This window comes from Pseudomonas sp. NFACC43, from assembly GCF_900119645.1.
In the GTDB taxonomy this organism is placed as follows: domain Bacteria; phylum Pseudomonadota; class Gammaproteobacteria; order Pseudomonadales; family Pseudomonadaceae; genus Aquipseudomonas.
The window spans coordinates 325,925-340,780 of record NZ_FPKK01000005.1; the positions used below are offsets into that span (position 1 = coordinate 325,925).

The 14,856-nt window shown below is 63.6% G+C and carries 13 protein-coding genes; 6 read left to right on the top strand and 7 right to left on the bottom strand.

Going from position 1 to position 14,856, the window contains the following annotated elements; all coding sequences use genetic code 11:
- The first annotated feature begins 19 nt into the window (after positions 1–19).
- Positions 20–2,020: a peptidase U32 family protein gene (locus BT179_RS11825; RefSeq protein ID WP_072390970.1), complete on the top strand. Its 2,001-nt coding sequence runs from the start codon at positions 20–22 to the stop codon at positions 2,018–2,020.
- A 315-nt stretch (positions 2,021–2,335) separates the two neighbouring features.
- Positions 2,336–4,075: a dipeptidase gene (locus tag BT179_RS11830; RefSeq protein ID WP_072390967.1), complete on the top strand. Its 1,740-nt coding sequence runs from the start codon at positions 2,336–2,338 to the stop codon at positions 4,073–4,075.
- A gap of 142 nt (positions 4,076–4,217) precedes the next feature.
- Here BT179_RS11830 and BT179_RS11835 read toward each other — a convergent pair whose 3' ends face one another.
- Positions 4,218–4,445 carry a DUF3079 domain-containing protein gene (locus BT179_RS11835; RefSeq protein WP_072390963.1) on the bottom strand — a complete coding sequence of 76 codons (228 nt, stop codon included), beginning with the start codon at positions 4,443–4,445 and terminating at the stop codon, positions 4,218–4,220.
- 194 nt (positions 4,446–4,639) lie between these two features.
- Between BT179_RS11835 and BT179_RS11840 the strand changes: the two genes are divergently transcribed.
- From BT179_RS11840 to BT179_RS11855, 4 genes are read left to right on the top strand one after another with little or no spacing between them, the layout of a single operon-like run.
- Entirely contained in the window at positions 4,640–5,170 is a 531-nt protein-coding gene (locus BT179_RS11840) for an iron transporter (protein WP_072390960.1), read from the top strand.
- Positions 5,171–5,172: 2 nt separating this feature from the next.
- On the top strand, positions 5,173–5,535 hold the full coding sequence (locus BT179_RS11845; protein WP_072390957.1) for a cupredoxin domain-containing protein: 363 nt from the start codon (positions 5,173–5,175) through the stop codon (positions 5,533–5,535).
- 21 nt (positions 5,536–5,556) lie between these two features.
- Positions 5,557–6,411: an FTR1 family iron permease gene (locus BT179_RS11850; RefSeq protein ID WP_072431136.1), complete on the top strand. Its 855-nt coding sequence runs from the start codon at positions 5,557–5,559 to the stop codon at positions 6,409–6,411.
- On the top strand, positions 6,399–7,766 hold the full coding sequence (locus tag BT179_RS11855; RefSeq protein WP_072431154.1) for a 4Fe-4S binding protein: 1,368 nt from the start codon (positions 6,399–6,401) through the stop codon (positions 7,764–7,766). The genes BT179_RS11850 and BT179_RS11855 overlap by 13 nt, the downstream gene beginning before the upstream one ends.
- Positions 7,767–7,908: 142 nt before the next feature.
- Here the strand turns inward: BT179_RS11855 and BT179_RS11860 are convergent, their stop codons facing one another.
- The 6 genes from BT179_RS11860 to BT179_RS11885 all read right to left on the bottom strand — a co-directional run bounded on the left by BT179_RS11860 (position 7,909) and on the right by BT179_RS11885 (position 14,847).
- The gene (locus BT179_RS11860) at positions 7,909–9,528 is read right to left on the bottom strand and encodes a methyl-accepting chemotaxis protein (protein WP_072390951.1); all 1,620 of its coding nucleotides are present in this window, start codon (positions 9,526–9,528) and stop codon (positions 7,909–7,911) included.
- Positions 9,529–9,632: 104 nt separating this feature from the next.
- Positions 9,633–10,328, bottom strand: a complete 696-nt coding sequence (locus BT179_RS11865) for an anaerobic ribonucleoside-triphosphate reductase activating protein (protein WP_072431137.1) — start codon at positions 10,326–10,328, stop codon at positions 9,633–9,635.
- A complete protein-coding gene (gene nrdD, locus BT179_RS11870; protein WP_072390945.1) occupies positions 10,325–10,486 on the bottom strand; it encodes an anaerobic ribonucleoside-triphosphate reductase in 162 nt (53 codons plus the stop codon). Before nrdD ends, BT179_RS11865 begins: the two co-directional genes overlap by 4 nt.
- Before the next feature lie 31 nt (positions 10,487–10,517).
- Positions 10,518–12,533: a ribonucleoside triphosphate reductase gene (locus BT179_RS11875; protein WP_072431138.1), complete on the bottom strand. Its 2,016-nt coding sequence runs from the start codon at positions 12,531–12,533 to the stop codon at positions 10,518–10,520.
- Between the two features lie 342 nt (positions 12,534–12,875).
- Positions 12,876–13,868 carry a GTP 3',8-cyclase MoaA gene (moaA, locus tag BT179_RS11880; protein WP_072431139.1) on the bottom strand — a complete coding sequence of 331 codons (993 nt, stop codon included), beginning with the start codon at positions 13,866–13,868 and terminating at the stop codon, positions 12,876–12,878.
- A 25-nt stretch (positions 13,869–13,893) separates the two neighbouring features.
- The gene (locus tag BT179_RS11885) at positions 13,894–14,847 is read right to left on the bottom strand and encodes a peptidylprolyl isomerase (RefSeq protein ID WP_072431140.1); all 954 of its coding nucleotides are present in this window, start codon (positions 14,845–14,847) and stop codon (positions 13,894–13,896) included.
- Positions 14,848–14,856: the final 9 nt, after the last annotated feature.

Here is a 14,856-nt window from a genome sequence, read left to right on the forward strand (position 1 = left end):
AGCCTGATTAGAAAAACACATGTCCTTGCCCAAGCATCATCTGGAATTGCTCAGCCCTGCCCGCGACGTGACCATCGCCCGCGAGGCCATCCTGCACGGCGCCGACGCCGTGTACATCGGTGGCCCGAGTTTCGGTGCGCGTCATAACGCCTGCAACGAGGTGGGCGATATCGCCCGGCTGGTGGAGTTCGCCCATCGTTACCACGCCCGGGTGTTCACCACCCTCAACACGATCCTGCACGACAACGAACTGGAGCCGGCCCGCCAGCTGATCCATCAGTTGTACGATGCTGGTGTCGACGCGTTGATCGTCCAGGACCTGGGGGTGATGGAACTGGATATTCCGCCGATCGAGCTGCATGCCAGTACCCAGACCGACATCCGTACCCTGGCAAGGGCCAAGTTCCTCGACCAGGCCGGGTTCTCGCAACTGGTACTGGCCCGGGAATTGAATCTCCAGGAAATCCGCGCCATCGCCGACGAAACCGATGCCGCCATCGAATTTTTCATCCACGGCGCCCTGTGCGTCGCGTTTTCCGGTCAATGCAACATTTCCCACGCCCAGAACGGCCGCAGCGCCAACCGTGGGGACTGTTCCCAGGCCTGCCGCCTGCCCTACACCCTCAAGGATGACCAGGGCCGGGTGGTCGCCTATGAAAAACACCTGCTGTCGATGAAAGACAACAACCAGAGCGCCAACATCCGTGCCCTGGTGGAAGCCGGTGTGCGCTCCTTCAAGATCGAGGGGCGCTACAAGGACGTGGGTTATGTGAAGAACATCACCGCCTACTACCGCCAGCGCCTGGACGATGTCCTCGAAGACCGTCCCGACCTGGCCCGCGCCTCCAGTGGCCGTACCGCGCATTTCTTCGTGCCCGATCCGGACAAGACCTTCCACCGGGGCAGCACCGACTATTTCGTCAGCGAGCGCAAGATCGACATCGGCGCCTTCGATTCGCCGACCTTCACCGGCGTACCGGTGGGCGTGGTGGAAAAGGTCGGCAAGCGCGACCTGCAGGTGGTGACGTTCGACCCGCTGTCCAACGGCGACGGCCTCAACGTGCTGGTCAAGCGGGAAGTGGTGGGCTTCCGGGCCAACATCGCCGAGCCCAGGGGCGAGTTCGAAGAGGACGGCCAGAAGCGCTACCGCTACCGCGTCGAGCCCAACGAGATGCCAGCCGGGATGTACCAGCTACGTCCCAACCACCCGTTGAGCCGCAACCTGGACCACAACTGGCAGCAAGCACTGCTCAAGACTTCGGCTGAACGCCGGGTGGGCCTGTCCTGGGTCGCGCACCTGCGCGAGGAACGCCTGGAACTGGTCGCCACCAGTGAAGAAGGCATCAGTGCCAGCGTCAGCCTCGACGGCCCCTTCGGCCTGGCGAACAAACCGGAACAGGCACTGGAGCAGTTGCACGACCTGCTCGGCCAACTGGGCACCACCGACTATCACGCCACGTCGATCAAGCTGGATGCGCCCCAGGCGTTCTTCATCCCCAACTCGCAGCTCAAGGCGTTGCGGCGCGAAGTCATCGAAGCCCTGACCGCTGCCCGTGTCGCCGCCCATCCACGCGGTGGCCGCAAGGCCGAGACCGACCCGCCGCCAGTGTACCCGGAGTCGCACCTGTCGTTCCTGGCCAACGTCTACAACCAGAAGGCCCGGGATTTCTATCATCGCCATGGGGTCGAGCTGATCGACGCAGCGTTCGAGGCCCACGAGGAGACCGGCGAAGTACCGGTGATGATCACCAAGCATTGCCTGCGGTTTTCGTTCAATCTCTGCCCCAAGCAAGCCAAGGGCGTCACCGGCGTGCGCACCAAGGTTGCGCCGATGCAACTGATACACGGCGACGAGGTGCTCACCCTGAAGTTCGACTGCAAGCCATGCGAGATGCACGTCATCGGCAAGATCAAGGGGCATATCCTCGACCTGCCATTGCCAGGCAGCACGGCGGAGCCGGTGGTCGGCTACATCAGCCCTGAAGACCTGCTCAAGACCATCCCGCGCGCACCGCACTGAGCCACGCCCTGCGCAAGCGAGCGGCTCGCGACGACGGCAACCGGATCAGCCTGGATGCAAACTGATCCACCGCCATCGCGAGCCTGCTGGCCAGTCGTGGACCCGCTTGGCGTTCCCCGGGTCCTGCATCAGGCTCGGATCAGGTGAATACCCGCTCACCCACATCGTTTTTCAAATCTGCGCCGTTTTTGCTTCGCTGTGCGACACAATCCCCTGCAAGACTCCCCCGCCCCTCGCTCGCCTGTTAGGTTGTAAGCGTTTGTGTCACAAAATCAGACACTTGTCTCCCAACCGCCTGCAAAGGAATGCCCAGCAATGGACTTCTCGCTCAAACACCTGGCCGCGGCCACCCTGATGCTGTCCAGCCTCGCCTCGCTGACCACGCCCGCCTTCGCCAACATCACCGCCCAGCAGGGCTCGACCATCGTCAAAACCTTCGCCAGCACGCCGGTCTCCAACTTCAGGCAGTTCCTCGCAGAAGTCGCCAAGAGCGACCTGGCCAAAACGGCCAATCTGGCTCCGGCCATCAGTGCCTTCCAGGGCAACAAACCCCTTTCGGCTGAGCAGCAGAACGAAATCCATCGCCTGCTGGGCCTCTATGCCCGGGTGAAATACGGTGCCGCGGCCACCGAAACCCTGCGCGAGCTGGTGGCCATCCCGACGTACCGCCAGGACGGCGTGGCCCAGCATGAGAATCCCGAGTTCCTCAAGATCGCCGACAAGATCAAGAGCCTGGCCCAGTCTTTCAACCTGAACTTCCGCAACGTCGATAACCGCGTCTACGAAATTACACTCGAAGGCAGCGGCAACGAGGTCGTGGGCATCCATGCCCATGCCGATGTGGTACCCGTGACGCCGCAGAACTGGGTGCTGAAGGACGGCACCCGACTCGACCCGTTCAAAGTCACCCTGGTGGGCGACCGCATGTACGGCCGGGGCACCGAGGACGACAAGAACGGCATCGTCGTGGCGCTCTATGCCATGAAGATCATCAAGGAAGAACAACTGCCGCTGGCGAGAAACTTCAAGCTGCTGGTGGACACCACCGAGGAAACCACCGGCGACGCCATCCCCTACTACTTCGAACGCAACCCCACACCCGACTACAACCTGGCGCTGGATGGCGGCTATCCGGTCGTGATCGCCGAGAAAGGCTATGGCACGGTCATGGCCAAGTTCCCCCGGCGCACCGCAGAGGGCAAGGGCGCCGAAATCACTGGATTGACCGGAGGCCTGGCAACCAACCAGATTCCATCCACTTCGGTGGCCACCTTCGCCAGCGACAGGCCGACCGAGCTGGCCGCCAGCCTGCTCAAGGCCGCAACCGAGTACGCCAGGCGCAATGGCGGCGATTTCGAAGTGGCTACCCAGGTGGCCGGCCCGGATGTCCAGTTGACCTTCACCGGGGTTTCCGCCCACTCCTCCGAACCCGAGTCGGGCGTCAACCCCGTGGCGAGGATGCTGGACTTCATCAACGGCCTCGACGCACAGGTGGCGCTCAAGCACAACCACATCACCGATGCCGCTCGTTACGCCGCCGAAAACTGGGGCCTGGACTACCTGGGCAACAAGCTCGGGATCGGGTTTTCCGACACCTTCATGGGCCCGTTGACCGCCTCCCTGACCTACGTCGGGATGGATGACAAAGCCTTCAAGCTCGCCGTCAACCTGCGGGTGCCGGTCGGCAAGCCTACGGCAGCGCTCAAGACGGAAATCGCTGACAAGCTGGCGGCCTGGAGCAAGAAGTCCGACGTTGCGGTGGCCTTTGACTATTCCATTGACGATCCGATGTACCGCAACCCCGAAGGTGAATGGGTCAAGGCGCTGCTGGCCGTGGCCACCGAGAACCTGGGCATGGAACACAAGTTCGGCACCTCGGCGGGCGCTACGTCGGTCCATGACCTGCCCAACGGCGTGCAATTCGGCCTGGCGATGCCTGACGTCAAGTACACCGGTCATAACGACAACGAGTTCAAGACCGTCGAGCAATTCCTGCTGGACCTGCAGATCGTGACCGAGATGATGGGGCGGATCGGGCAGATGCCGAAGTTGTAGACATCCCTGCTCGGGGGCCAGTGAGCTTTGCTGGCTCCCCGGGTCTGTACGAAAAGTCTTGAGAGAAAGCTCAGGCGAGGCAGTTTTCAACGCAACATGAACGAGTATCAAGGCCGTTCGTACAGGACCTGATAAGGCTGCTTCATTCCTTCAGGTGAGTGGCGCTTGGGTCGATGACCTTGGCGGTGATGTCCACCAGCTCCAGGCCCCAGTCACCTTGCAGGTACCAATCCTCCCCGCTCATCTCCGCCGGGTGCATGGTGCGATCGGCACCGTTGCCGCACGCCAGGGCAGTCGATGCGCAATACCGATCGCACCCCCAGCAGATACGTTCAGGGTGTTTGGGGCTGATGGGAAAGGGCTTGGCCATGTCGATACCGCTGACGGATGGGTGTAGGTGCACCCTATCGCTGTACCGCCAGGGCACATTTGATTTCGATCAAGAACGGCCGATGAACCACGATCCGGCCCGGCGCAATCGCGCTGGAAATTGACAATAATCATTATTATTCGCAGCGAACATTCCTAGACTCGGCCGAACTCCAAGCCGTTCAGGAAATCGTCATGCGCACGCTTGCCCCACTGTCTCTCGCCCTGCTGTTCATCGCACCGCTGTCCCAGGCCAGGGAATACCCCATCGGCGAACCGCAACTGTGCCCAGGACTCGAGGTCGGTGCCGTGTACCTGCAACCGATCGAAATGGCCCCCGCCGGCATGATGCGGGCCACGGCGGATTCCGATGTGCACCTGGAAGCCGACATCCGTGCCACGGCAGACAATCAGCAAGGCTTCCAGGAAGGCAGCTTCGTGCCTTACCTCAACGTCTCGTTCAAGCTGAAGAAACAGGGCAACGACACCGAGCTCAAAGGCGACTTCCACGCCATGGTGGCCAACGACGGACCGCATTACGGCGACAACGTGAAACTGCTCGGCCCCGGTAGATATCAACTGACCTTCACCGTCCTGCCGCCCGGTGGCCATGCCTCCCTGGGCCGTCATACCGACAAGGAAACCGGCGTGGCGCCGTGGTTCGAACGTTGTGAATTGAAGTACGAATTCGTCTATGCCGGCATCGGCAAGAAAGGCGGGTATTGAAGATGAACCGTGCACCCCGCACGCCCCACGCCGCCAGCCATCGCCGCCTGGCGTGGCTGATGCTGGCCGGCCTGGCACTGCCTTCGGCGGCCCATGCGCAATTGCCGACCTACGAGCTGAGCATTCGTGATGGCCACTTCACCCCCGCCCTGCTGGAAGTGCCCGCCGGACAACGTTTCAAGATCGTGCTCAAGAACGTCGGCCAGGGTCCGGCAGAGTTCGAGAGCACGCCCTTGCGGGTGGAAAAGGTCCTGTCGCCGGGCGTCACCACGTTCGTCGTGATCCACCCGCTGCGCCCCGGGCACTATCCGTTCTTCGATGAATTCAATCCGCAACTGCCCGAGGGCGGCATCCTGGCCCGGTAACGGCCAGCAGGAGGCGTTTGCATGACTCAATCGATGTTCATTGTCTGGCGCGAAAGCGTCGAGGCGCTGCTGGTCATCGGGATTCTCCTGGCCTGGGTCGGTCGCCGGCCACAGTCCCGACGACTGTCGCGCTATGTATGGAGCGGAGCCGCGCTGGGCCTGCTGGTGTCGGTGCTCCTGGCCGGCCTGATCCTGCTCGCCGGCGAGGCCATGAGCGGTGCCGCGAACGAGTGGTTCCAAGCCTCCCTGGCGTTGATCGCCAGCCTGCTCATCGTGCAGATGGTGGGCTGGATGCACCGAAACGCCCGGACACTCAAGCAGGACCTGACACGCCACGCCGGTGAGCGCCTGGACCGCCAGGGTGGCCTTGGGCTGTTGGTCCTGGCACTGCTGGCGGTCAGCCGCGAAGGCAGTGAAACCGTGGTCTTCCTGTACGGAGCCGGTGCGAGGTTGCAAGGCACGTCACTGGGCCTGTTCGCCATTGGCGCAGTAGCCGGCCTGGCGCTGGCGCTGCTGACCGTCACCCTGCTGCACGGCAGCCGCCGGTTCATCTCGTGGCCACATTTCTTCGCCATCAGCGAAGCGATCCTGCTGCTGTTGGGGGCCGCGCTGCTGGTCAGCGGCATGGAGCGGATCGCCGGGCAATGGCTCGCCATGGACTGGCCCGAGCCGGTGTATCGCGCCATCGGGGACGCCCTCTGGGACACCGGCGCGGTACTCGACGACGACCATGGCCTGGGCGGCCTGCTGGCCGACTTCGCCGGCTATCGGGCGAGCCCCAGCATGCTGACCTTGGTCGTATGGCTGGGCTACTGGCTGCTGGTGGCCGGATGGCTGCGGCCGCGCAAGACGCGAAGCCTGCCATGCCCGACCTGAACCCGTGGCTCCAGCGCCTGGGCGATCGCATGCGGCGCCACGGTGCGACCATTCGCGCCGTGCAATGGGGGGTGGTGCTGTTCTATGCAGTGCTGTTGGTGCTGCCCGCCGTGGCGCCATTGCCGGCGAGCCAGGCGCGGCTGTTCGACAATCTCACCCTGCTGGCGCAGTTCCTGTTCTGGGGAATCTGGTGGCCGTTCGTCTTGCTGTCGATCGTACTGTTCGGTCGGCTCTGGTGTGGCGTGTTATGCCCTGAGGGCGCGTTGAGCGAATGGGCCAGTCGGTATGGCAAGGGCTTGGGCGTGCCCCGCGGGATGCGCTGGGCCGGCTGGCCCACCCTGGCGTTCTGCCTGACCACGATCTATGGCCAGCTGATCAGCGTCTATGACTACGCCCAGGCGGCACTGCTGATCCTGGGAGGCTCGACCGTCGCGGCCATGGTGGTCGGCCTGCTGTTCGCCCGAGGCAAGCGGGTCTGGTGCCGTTACCTGTGTCCGGTCAGCGGCGTCTTCGCCCTGCTCGCCCGCCTGGCGCCGGTGCATTTTTTTGTGGACGAACAACGCTGGCTGGAGAACTCCGGCCCCCGCCGCCCGCCGCCCAATTGTGCGCCGCTGCTGGATATCCGCCGCCTGCGGGGCGCCGCGGACTGTCACGCCTGCGGTCGTTGCAGCGGCCAGCGCGATGCGGTGCGCTTGATTGCCCGTTCCAGCAGCCAGGAAATCCTGGAGGCGACGCCGGCCACCGTCTCGGCATGGGACGTGCGCCTGCTGCTGTTCGGGGTCATCGGCCTGGCCATGGGCGCCTTTCAATGGACCGTCAGCCCCTGGTTCATCGCCTTGAAGCAAGCGCTGGCACAATGGTTGGTTGCCCACGAGCTGTTCTGGCCGCTGCAGGACAATGCTCCCTGGTGGCTGCTGACCCATTACCCCCAGGCCAATGACAGTTTCAGTTGGCTCGACGGGTTTTGCATCCTCGCTTACCTGGGCACGAGCGCCATGCTGCTGGGCACCTCATTGCTGTTGCTGATGCGCCTGGCGGCGAGATTCGTGGGCGATCCCGCCCAATATTGGCCCTTGGCCATCACCTTGACGCCCCTTGGCGGTGCAGGATTGTTCCTCGGCCTGTCGGCCACCACCGTCAAGCTGTTGCGCTATGAAGGGTTGTTGCTCGAGTGGGTGCAGCCGGCTCGCGCCGGGCTGCTGGTGGCGGCGATCGCCTGGAGCCTCTGGCTGGGTTACCGGCGCCTGGAACAGAGCGCAGCGACACCCCTCCAACGATTGCCCGCCATGGCCTGCCTGGTATCGGCCAGCGGGCTGGTGGGCTATGGCTGGTGGTTACAGTTCTGGGGCTGGTGACACACCGCCCTGTGAAAGCGAACCTGCTTGCGATGACATCGGCACGGCCCCTTTTGCCATAAGCTGACTCACCGCCATTGCGAGCTGGCTCGTCCTCCGGGACCAGGGACATCGCTCGATGTCCCTGGGCATCGCCTGCTGGCTACACCTTGAACCGCGCCACTGTTTCATGCAGCGAACCCGCCATCTGGGCCAGGTCCTGACCGGCCGTGTCGGTGTGACGGGCGCCCAGCAGCACCTGCTCGGACAGATTGCGAATCCCCGTCAGGTTGCGGTCTACCTCCCGGGCCACCAGCGCCTGCTGTTCCGTGGCGCTGGCGATCATCAGGTTGCGCTCGTTGATCTGCGAGATCGAACGGGCGATTTCATCCAGGGCATCGCCCGAGCGCTGGGCCACTTGCAGGGCGCTCTGCACCCGCTCGCTGTTGCTCTGCATGGCACTCACTGCCTGGCCGCTGTCCTGGCGGATGTTGCCGATCATGTCTTCGATTTCCCGGGTCGAATCCTGGGTGCGATGGGCCAGCGCCCGGACCTCGTCGGCCACCACCGCAAAGCCCCTTCCGGCGTCGCCGGCACGGGCCGCCTCGATGGCGGCGTTCAACGCCAGGAGATTGGTCTGTTCGGCGATGCTGCGGATCACGTCCAGCACCGAGCTGATGTCCTCGACCCGTCCCGCCAGTTGCTGGATGCGAGAGGAGGAATCCATCACGCCATCGGCCAATACGCCGATGGACGCAACCGTTTCCTGGACCTGCTCGCGCCCGCGCTGGGCGGTCTGTTCGGAGAGGCGCGACGCCTCGCTGGTGCTCACCGCATTGCGCGCCACTTCATCCACCGCGGCTGTCATCTGGTTCACCGCCGCCGCGGCCTGTTCGATTTCCATACCCTGCAATTGCAAGGTGCTGTTGGTCTGGCTGCTGACGGCACTCAACTCTTCGGACGAGCTGGCCACCCGGTCCACCGAGGCCGCGATATGGCGGACCATGGCGTTGAGATTCTGCTGCATGTCATGCATGTTGCTCATCACGCTGTCATTCGCACCGACGCCCACGGGAACCCGGATCGTCAGGTCGCCCTGGGCGATGAGGTTCAGCACCCGTGCCGCATCATCGGGTTCACCGCCCAGCGGACGGGTCACGCTGCGCGTCACCAGTATCGCGACAGTGCTCACCAGGGCCAGGCACATCAGCACCAGGGCGAGCATGTTGCGTCGTGCATCGCTGTATCGTTCCTGGGCCAGGCGCTCGCGCTCGGCGAACAGCTTGCCCTGCATCGCCATCAGCCCTTCCAGGCTCTTGTACACCTCCAGCTCCGCCGGGATCACCCCTTGGCGCAGCTGCGTCATCGCCTCGTCCCTTGCGCCCTGGCGGATCAGCGTCTGCACCTGGACGAACGCCGCCACGTAGGCTTCGCGGCGCTTTTTCAGTTCAGCGTATGCGGCCTTGCCTTCGGGCTGGACCAACAGCGGTTCCAGCGTGGCAAAGGCCTGGGTGATGCGTTGCCGGGTGGCATCGATGGACTGTTGGACCTGGGCGTTGTCCTTGTCGATCAACAGGTCCCGGGTGTTGCGGGCGTTATCGCGCACGCCCGTGGCAATCACCATGATCGGATCGATCCTGGGCCAGTCCTGGCGGACAATCTGCTCGGCCTGGTCACGCAGTGTCGCCAGGTCGTGCAAGGCATAGAACGCCAGGGCGATCAACGCCAGGGGCGCGATGGCAAAGCCGATGACGATACGTTGGGCAGTGGTGAGTCTGGTCATATCAAATGCTCCCTGTTCAACTACCTGCCATCCGGCAGCGCATTTGAAAACCTTGAGAAAATGCCCGGTCAGGCCGGGCCGATGAGCCTCAGCGTGGCAGTGAGTCAACTGCGCAACACGAACGAGGGGAACAACTCGCGAAGGGCTCCCCACAGCTCGGGCTGCAAGGCTTGTGCCGAAACGCTGGAAAGATGGGGGTCGAGCATTCGGGCGGTGCGCACCAGTTGCACGGCGAAACGCTTGACGCCCTGCTCGCTCAGGCGCCGGGCCAGGGTCAACAGTCGATCGGGATCGAACAGGTGCCAATGCACGGTGGTGCGGCATTCGTAATCCACGCCACTGGTCAGCAGGTGGTCGAGGCTGCGCCAGTTGGCGGCACCGCTGCCCTCGACCCGGGTGACGTCCAGCGCGTCCTCGGGCAGGGCCTTGATGTCGAAACCCACCCAGTCGGCCAGGCCCACCACCTTGGCGAAAGCCGCCGGCTTGATACCGGCGCTGTGCAGGCCGACGCGAAACCCCATCTGCCGCACTTCTTCCATGGCCAGGGCCAGGCCGTCCTGCAGAGTCGGCTCGCCACCGCTGAAGACCACGGCATCGAGCAGGTCCTGGCGGCGCTGCAGGAATGCCAGTACCCGGCACCAGTCCACCTCCTCGCTGCCGCGCGGGGGGATCAATTGCGGGTTATGGCAATAGCGACAACGCCAGGCACACCCCTGGCAGAACAGGACGCAAGCCAGTTGGCCCGGATAATCGAGGGTGGTCAGGGGCACCATGCCCCCGACCCGCAGCACTCGACTCATGGACGCCCGGCCGCGCTTTCGGTGAAGTGCACCCGCTCGCGGTGCTCGGACTGTTTGCCTGGGTTGAACGCCGCCACCGGGCGGTGATAGCCCATCACTCGGGTCCAGACTTCGCAGCGTTGGCGCTGTGCCTGTGGAACGGTCTGTGATGCAGTCATGGATGTAGCTCCTTGCGGTCGATGGATCGGATCAGTGAACGCTGCCCTGGCGCTGTTGTTGCAGCAGCAAGGCCTCGTCGCATTTGGGGCAGAACTCGTGTTCGCCCGCCAGGTAGCCGTGCACCGGGCAGATGGAGAACGTCGGCGTGACGGTCAGGTACGGCAGCCGGAATCGCCCCAGGGCCTTGCGCACCAGTTGCTTGCAGGCCTGGGCGGAAGAAATCTGTTCGGCCATGTACAGGTGCAGCACGGTGCCGCCGGTGTACTTGCATTGCAGTTCGTCCTGCAGCTCCAGGGCTTCGAACGGATCGTCGGTGAAGCCCACCGGCAGTTGCGAGGAGTTGGTGTAATAAGGCGCGACCGGACTGCCGGCCTGCAGGATGCCGGGGTAGCGCTTGAGGTCTTCCTTGGCGAAACGGTAGGTGGTGCCTTCGGCGGGCGTGGCCTCCAGGTTGTAGAGGTGGCCGGTTTCCTCCTGGAAACGCAGCAGCGTGGCCCGTACGTGATCCAGCAGCCTGAGCGCGAAAGCCCGGCCCTGCTCGGTGTGCAGGCCCTGCTGGTCGTCGGTGAAGTTGCGCAGCATTTCGTGCAGGCCATTCACCCCGATGGTGGAGAAGTGATTGCGCAAGGTGCCCAGGTAGCGCTTGGTGTAGGGATACAAACCGGCATCCATGTGATGCTGGATGACCTTGCGCTTGACCTCCAGGCTCTCCTTGGCCAGTTCCATCAAGGTATCGAGGCGTTGCAGCAACGCACTGGTGTTGCCCTTGTAGAGGTAGCCCAGGCGCGCGCAATTGATCGTCACCACGCCAAGGGAACCGGTCTGCTCCGCCGAGCCGAACAGGCCGCCGCCGCGCTTGAGCAGTTCGCGCACATCCAGTTGCAGGCGGCAGCACATCGACCGCACCTGGTTGGGTTGCATGTCCGAATTGAGGAAGTTCTGGAAATACGGCAAGCCGTAGCGGGCGGTCATTTCGAACAGTCGGTCGGCGTTCTCGCTATCCCACGGGAAGTCATGGGTGATGTTGTAGGTGGGAATCGGGAAAGTGAACACCCGTCCTTTCGCGTCGCCGGCCTGCATCACTTCGATGTAGGCCCGGTTGAGCAGGTCCATTTCCTGTTGCAGGTCGCCATAGGCGAACGGCATTTCCTCACCGCCGATCACCGGGATCTGCTCGCGCAGGTCCTGCGGGCAGACCCAGTCGAACGTGAGGTTGGTGAACGGCGTCTGTGTGCCCCAGCGCGACGGGACGTTGAGGTTGTAGATGAACTCTTGCAACGCCTGGCGGACCTCGTCGTAGCCGAGCCTGTCCTTGCGCACATAAGGCGCCAGGTACGTGTCGAAGGAACTGAAGGCCTGGGCCCCGGCCCATTCGTTCTGCAAGGTCCCGAGGAAATTCACCATCTGCCCCAGGGCACTGCTCAGATGCCTGGGAGGCCCGGCCTCGACCCGTCCCGGCACACCGTTGAGGCCTTCATGCAACAACGTGCGCAAGGACCAGCCGGCACAGTAGCCGGCGAGCATGTCCAGGTCGTGGATATGCAGGTCGGCCTCGCGGTGGGCCTCGCCGATGGCCTGGCTGTAGACCTCGTCGAGCCAGTAGTTGGCGGTGACCTTGCCCGATACGTTGAGGATCAGCCCGCCGAGGGAGTAACCCTGGTTGGCGTTGGCCTGCACACGCCAGTCCTCGCGGTCCAGGTATTCGTTCATCGAGGTGGCGACTTCCACCAGGGTGCGACGATCCCGACGCAGGCGTCCGTGTTGTTCGCGATAGACGATGTAGGCGCGCATGGACAGGAAATACCCGGCGTCCATCAGAACGCGTTCGACACGGTCCTGGATCTGCTCGACGTTCAACCGTGTCTGTCCTTCCAACCGGGCCAGCACCGCCTGCAGCAGCCCCTCGGCCTCGGCCTCGGCATATTCGCCCGTGGCCTTGCCGGCGGCGATCAGCGCCTGGCGGATCTTGTCCGCGTCAAAGGCAACCACGCTGCCATCGCGCTTGTGCAAGCGGTTACAGCCCACAGCGATCAACATACTTTGCATTTTGGCTCCAGACACTACATATAGGATTTTTTCTTTATAAAAACACAATATGCAGTGTAGATTACGGCCAAACGATCGAGTTGCAATTGATCGATATCAAGAATCCGGGGCGACTATCCATCAGGCTTGAAAGGTCATTTTGGCAGCCCCCTTATCCCTGTGGGAGCGCGCTTGCTCGCGATAGCGGTGGGTCAGTTGAGATCGATGTTCAATGGGCCGCCGTCATCGCGAGCAAGCTCGCTCCCACAATTGGATCGGGGTACGACCGTGAGACCAAGAACAGGCCTGCGGCGCCCCCCCCAGCGGGAGCAAGCTCCCGCGCCACGGGGTTTGTGCAGGCCCTTAGCCTCCAGTCATGTTCATGAACCGTACGATCTGCACTTCTGCACCGGGGTCGAAGTCATGCCGCAATGGCTTGCCGCGCAACGCCTGTCGCACCGCCTGGATGACCGGTTGGTCGTCCAGCGGATACCGGCGCAGCAAGCCGCGCAGGTCCAGGGAGTTTTCCTGTCCCAGACACAACAGCAAGCGCCCTTCGACGGTCATGCGCACCCGGTTGCAACTGGCGCAGAAGTTGTGGGTGTTGGGGGAAATGAAACCGATCCGGGTGTCCGGATGCTGTTCCAAACGCACATAACGCGCCGGGCCGCCGCTGTTTTCGGTGCTGTCCAGCAGCCGGTGATGGCGAGCGATCTCGGCCCGGACCTCATCGCTGGAACAGAACGACTCGCCCCGGGAACGCCCGACCTCCCCCAACGGCATTTCTTCGATGAAGCTGATATCGATGTGTTGGTCGATGGCGTACTGCGCCAACGCCGGGACTTCATCGAAGTTGCGGCCTTTCATGACCACGCAGTTGAGCTTGATCCGCTCAAACCCGCCGACCTTCGCCGCTTCAATCCCTGCCAGCACTTGATCGAGGTTGCCGTTACGGGCGATCGCCCGAAAACGCTCACCGTCGAGGCTGTCGAGGCTGATGTTCAGGCGCTTGACTCCGGCCTCCACCAACGGCCGGGCCAGTCGCGCCAGTTGCGAGCCATTGCTGGTCATCACCAACTCCCGCAGGCCGGGCAGTGCGGCGATGTCGCGACACAAGCCGACGATGCCGGGACGGATCAGCGGCTCGCCGCCGGTCAGGCGGATTTTCTTCACCCCCAGCCCGACGAACAAGCGCGCCAGCCGATGTATCTCTTCCAGCGTCAGTACCTGCTGGCGCGGCAGGAAGGTCATGTTTTTCGCCATGCAGTACACACAGCGAAAATCACAACGATCGGTCACCGACATCCGCAGATAATCGATCTGGCGCCCAAATCCGTCCTGCAACACGGCGTTCATGGATACCCCCTGGTTGGCCCGGTGTTCACTGCACCAACGGCGAGTCGGCGCCCTGGAGATGGATGCCACGGATGTCCGCCGCACCGACCAGGGTCTGCAGGTACTGCACCAGCGCCTTTTGCCACACGCCCTGCTCCAGCTGGGTGCGGATTGCGGTCGCCACGGCTTCGTAAGGCAGCGGCTGGCCTTCGATGCGCTGGTCGATGCTGATCACGTGCCAGCCATAGCGACTTTCCAGCGGCTTGCCCGCCAGGCCCGCCGGCAGCGTGAACAACTGGCGCTCCAACTCGGGCACGGTCTGGCCCTTGCTGATCTGCCCCAACGACCCGCCCTGCTCCTTGGACGGGCACGCCGAATACTTCAGCGCCAACTCGGCGAAGCTGCCGGGAAACTGGTCCAGGCGCTGGAGCAGCAACTCGGCCTGGGCATGGGCCAGGCTGCGGGCCTCGGCGTCATCCGGCGCGCATTCGAGCAGGATGTGTCGCACCGCCAGCAACGGCGCGCTGTGGAAACGCGCCCGGTTGCTTTCGTAGTAATGCCGGCAGGTGGCCTCGTCACATTGCGGCACCTGCACCTCACGTTCGAGCAACAGCCGCGTGGCTGCCTCTTCTTCGTTTTCACCGGCAGCGACCTGCAACGCCAGGCCCAGCTCGGCGATGCGCTGCTGGAGCAATTGGCGAATCACCAGGGCCCGTGCCGCCTGGTAGACCGCCTCCTCGCGACTGTCAGCCGGGTGATATTGCAGCTCCTGGGCCATCGCCTGCGGGGTGATGGACACCCCGTTGACGCTGATGATCGGCCATTGCTGCTCACTGCTGGCAATCAACTGCGGCGCTTCATCTACCGCCACCGGCCCAGCCTGGGCCGGCTCGAACTGCGCCGCCCCGACGGGGTCCACATCGACCACCGGCGGCACTTTTGCCGAGGAGCCGCAACCACCGCCACCGCTACCACCGCCACATCCGCATCCACTGGCCATGATCTTCTC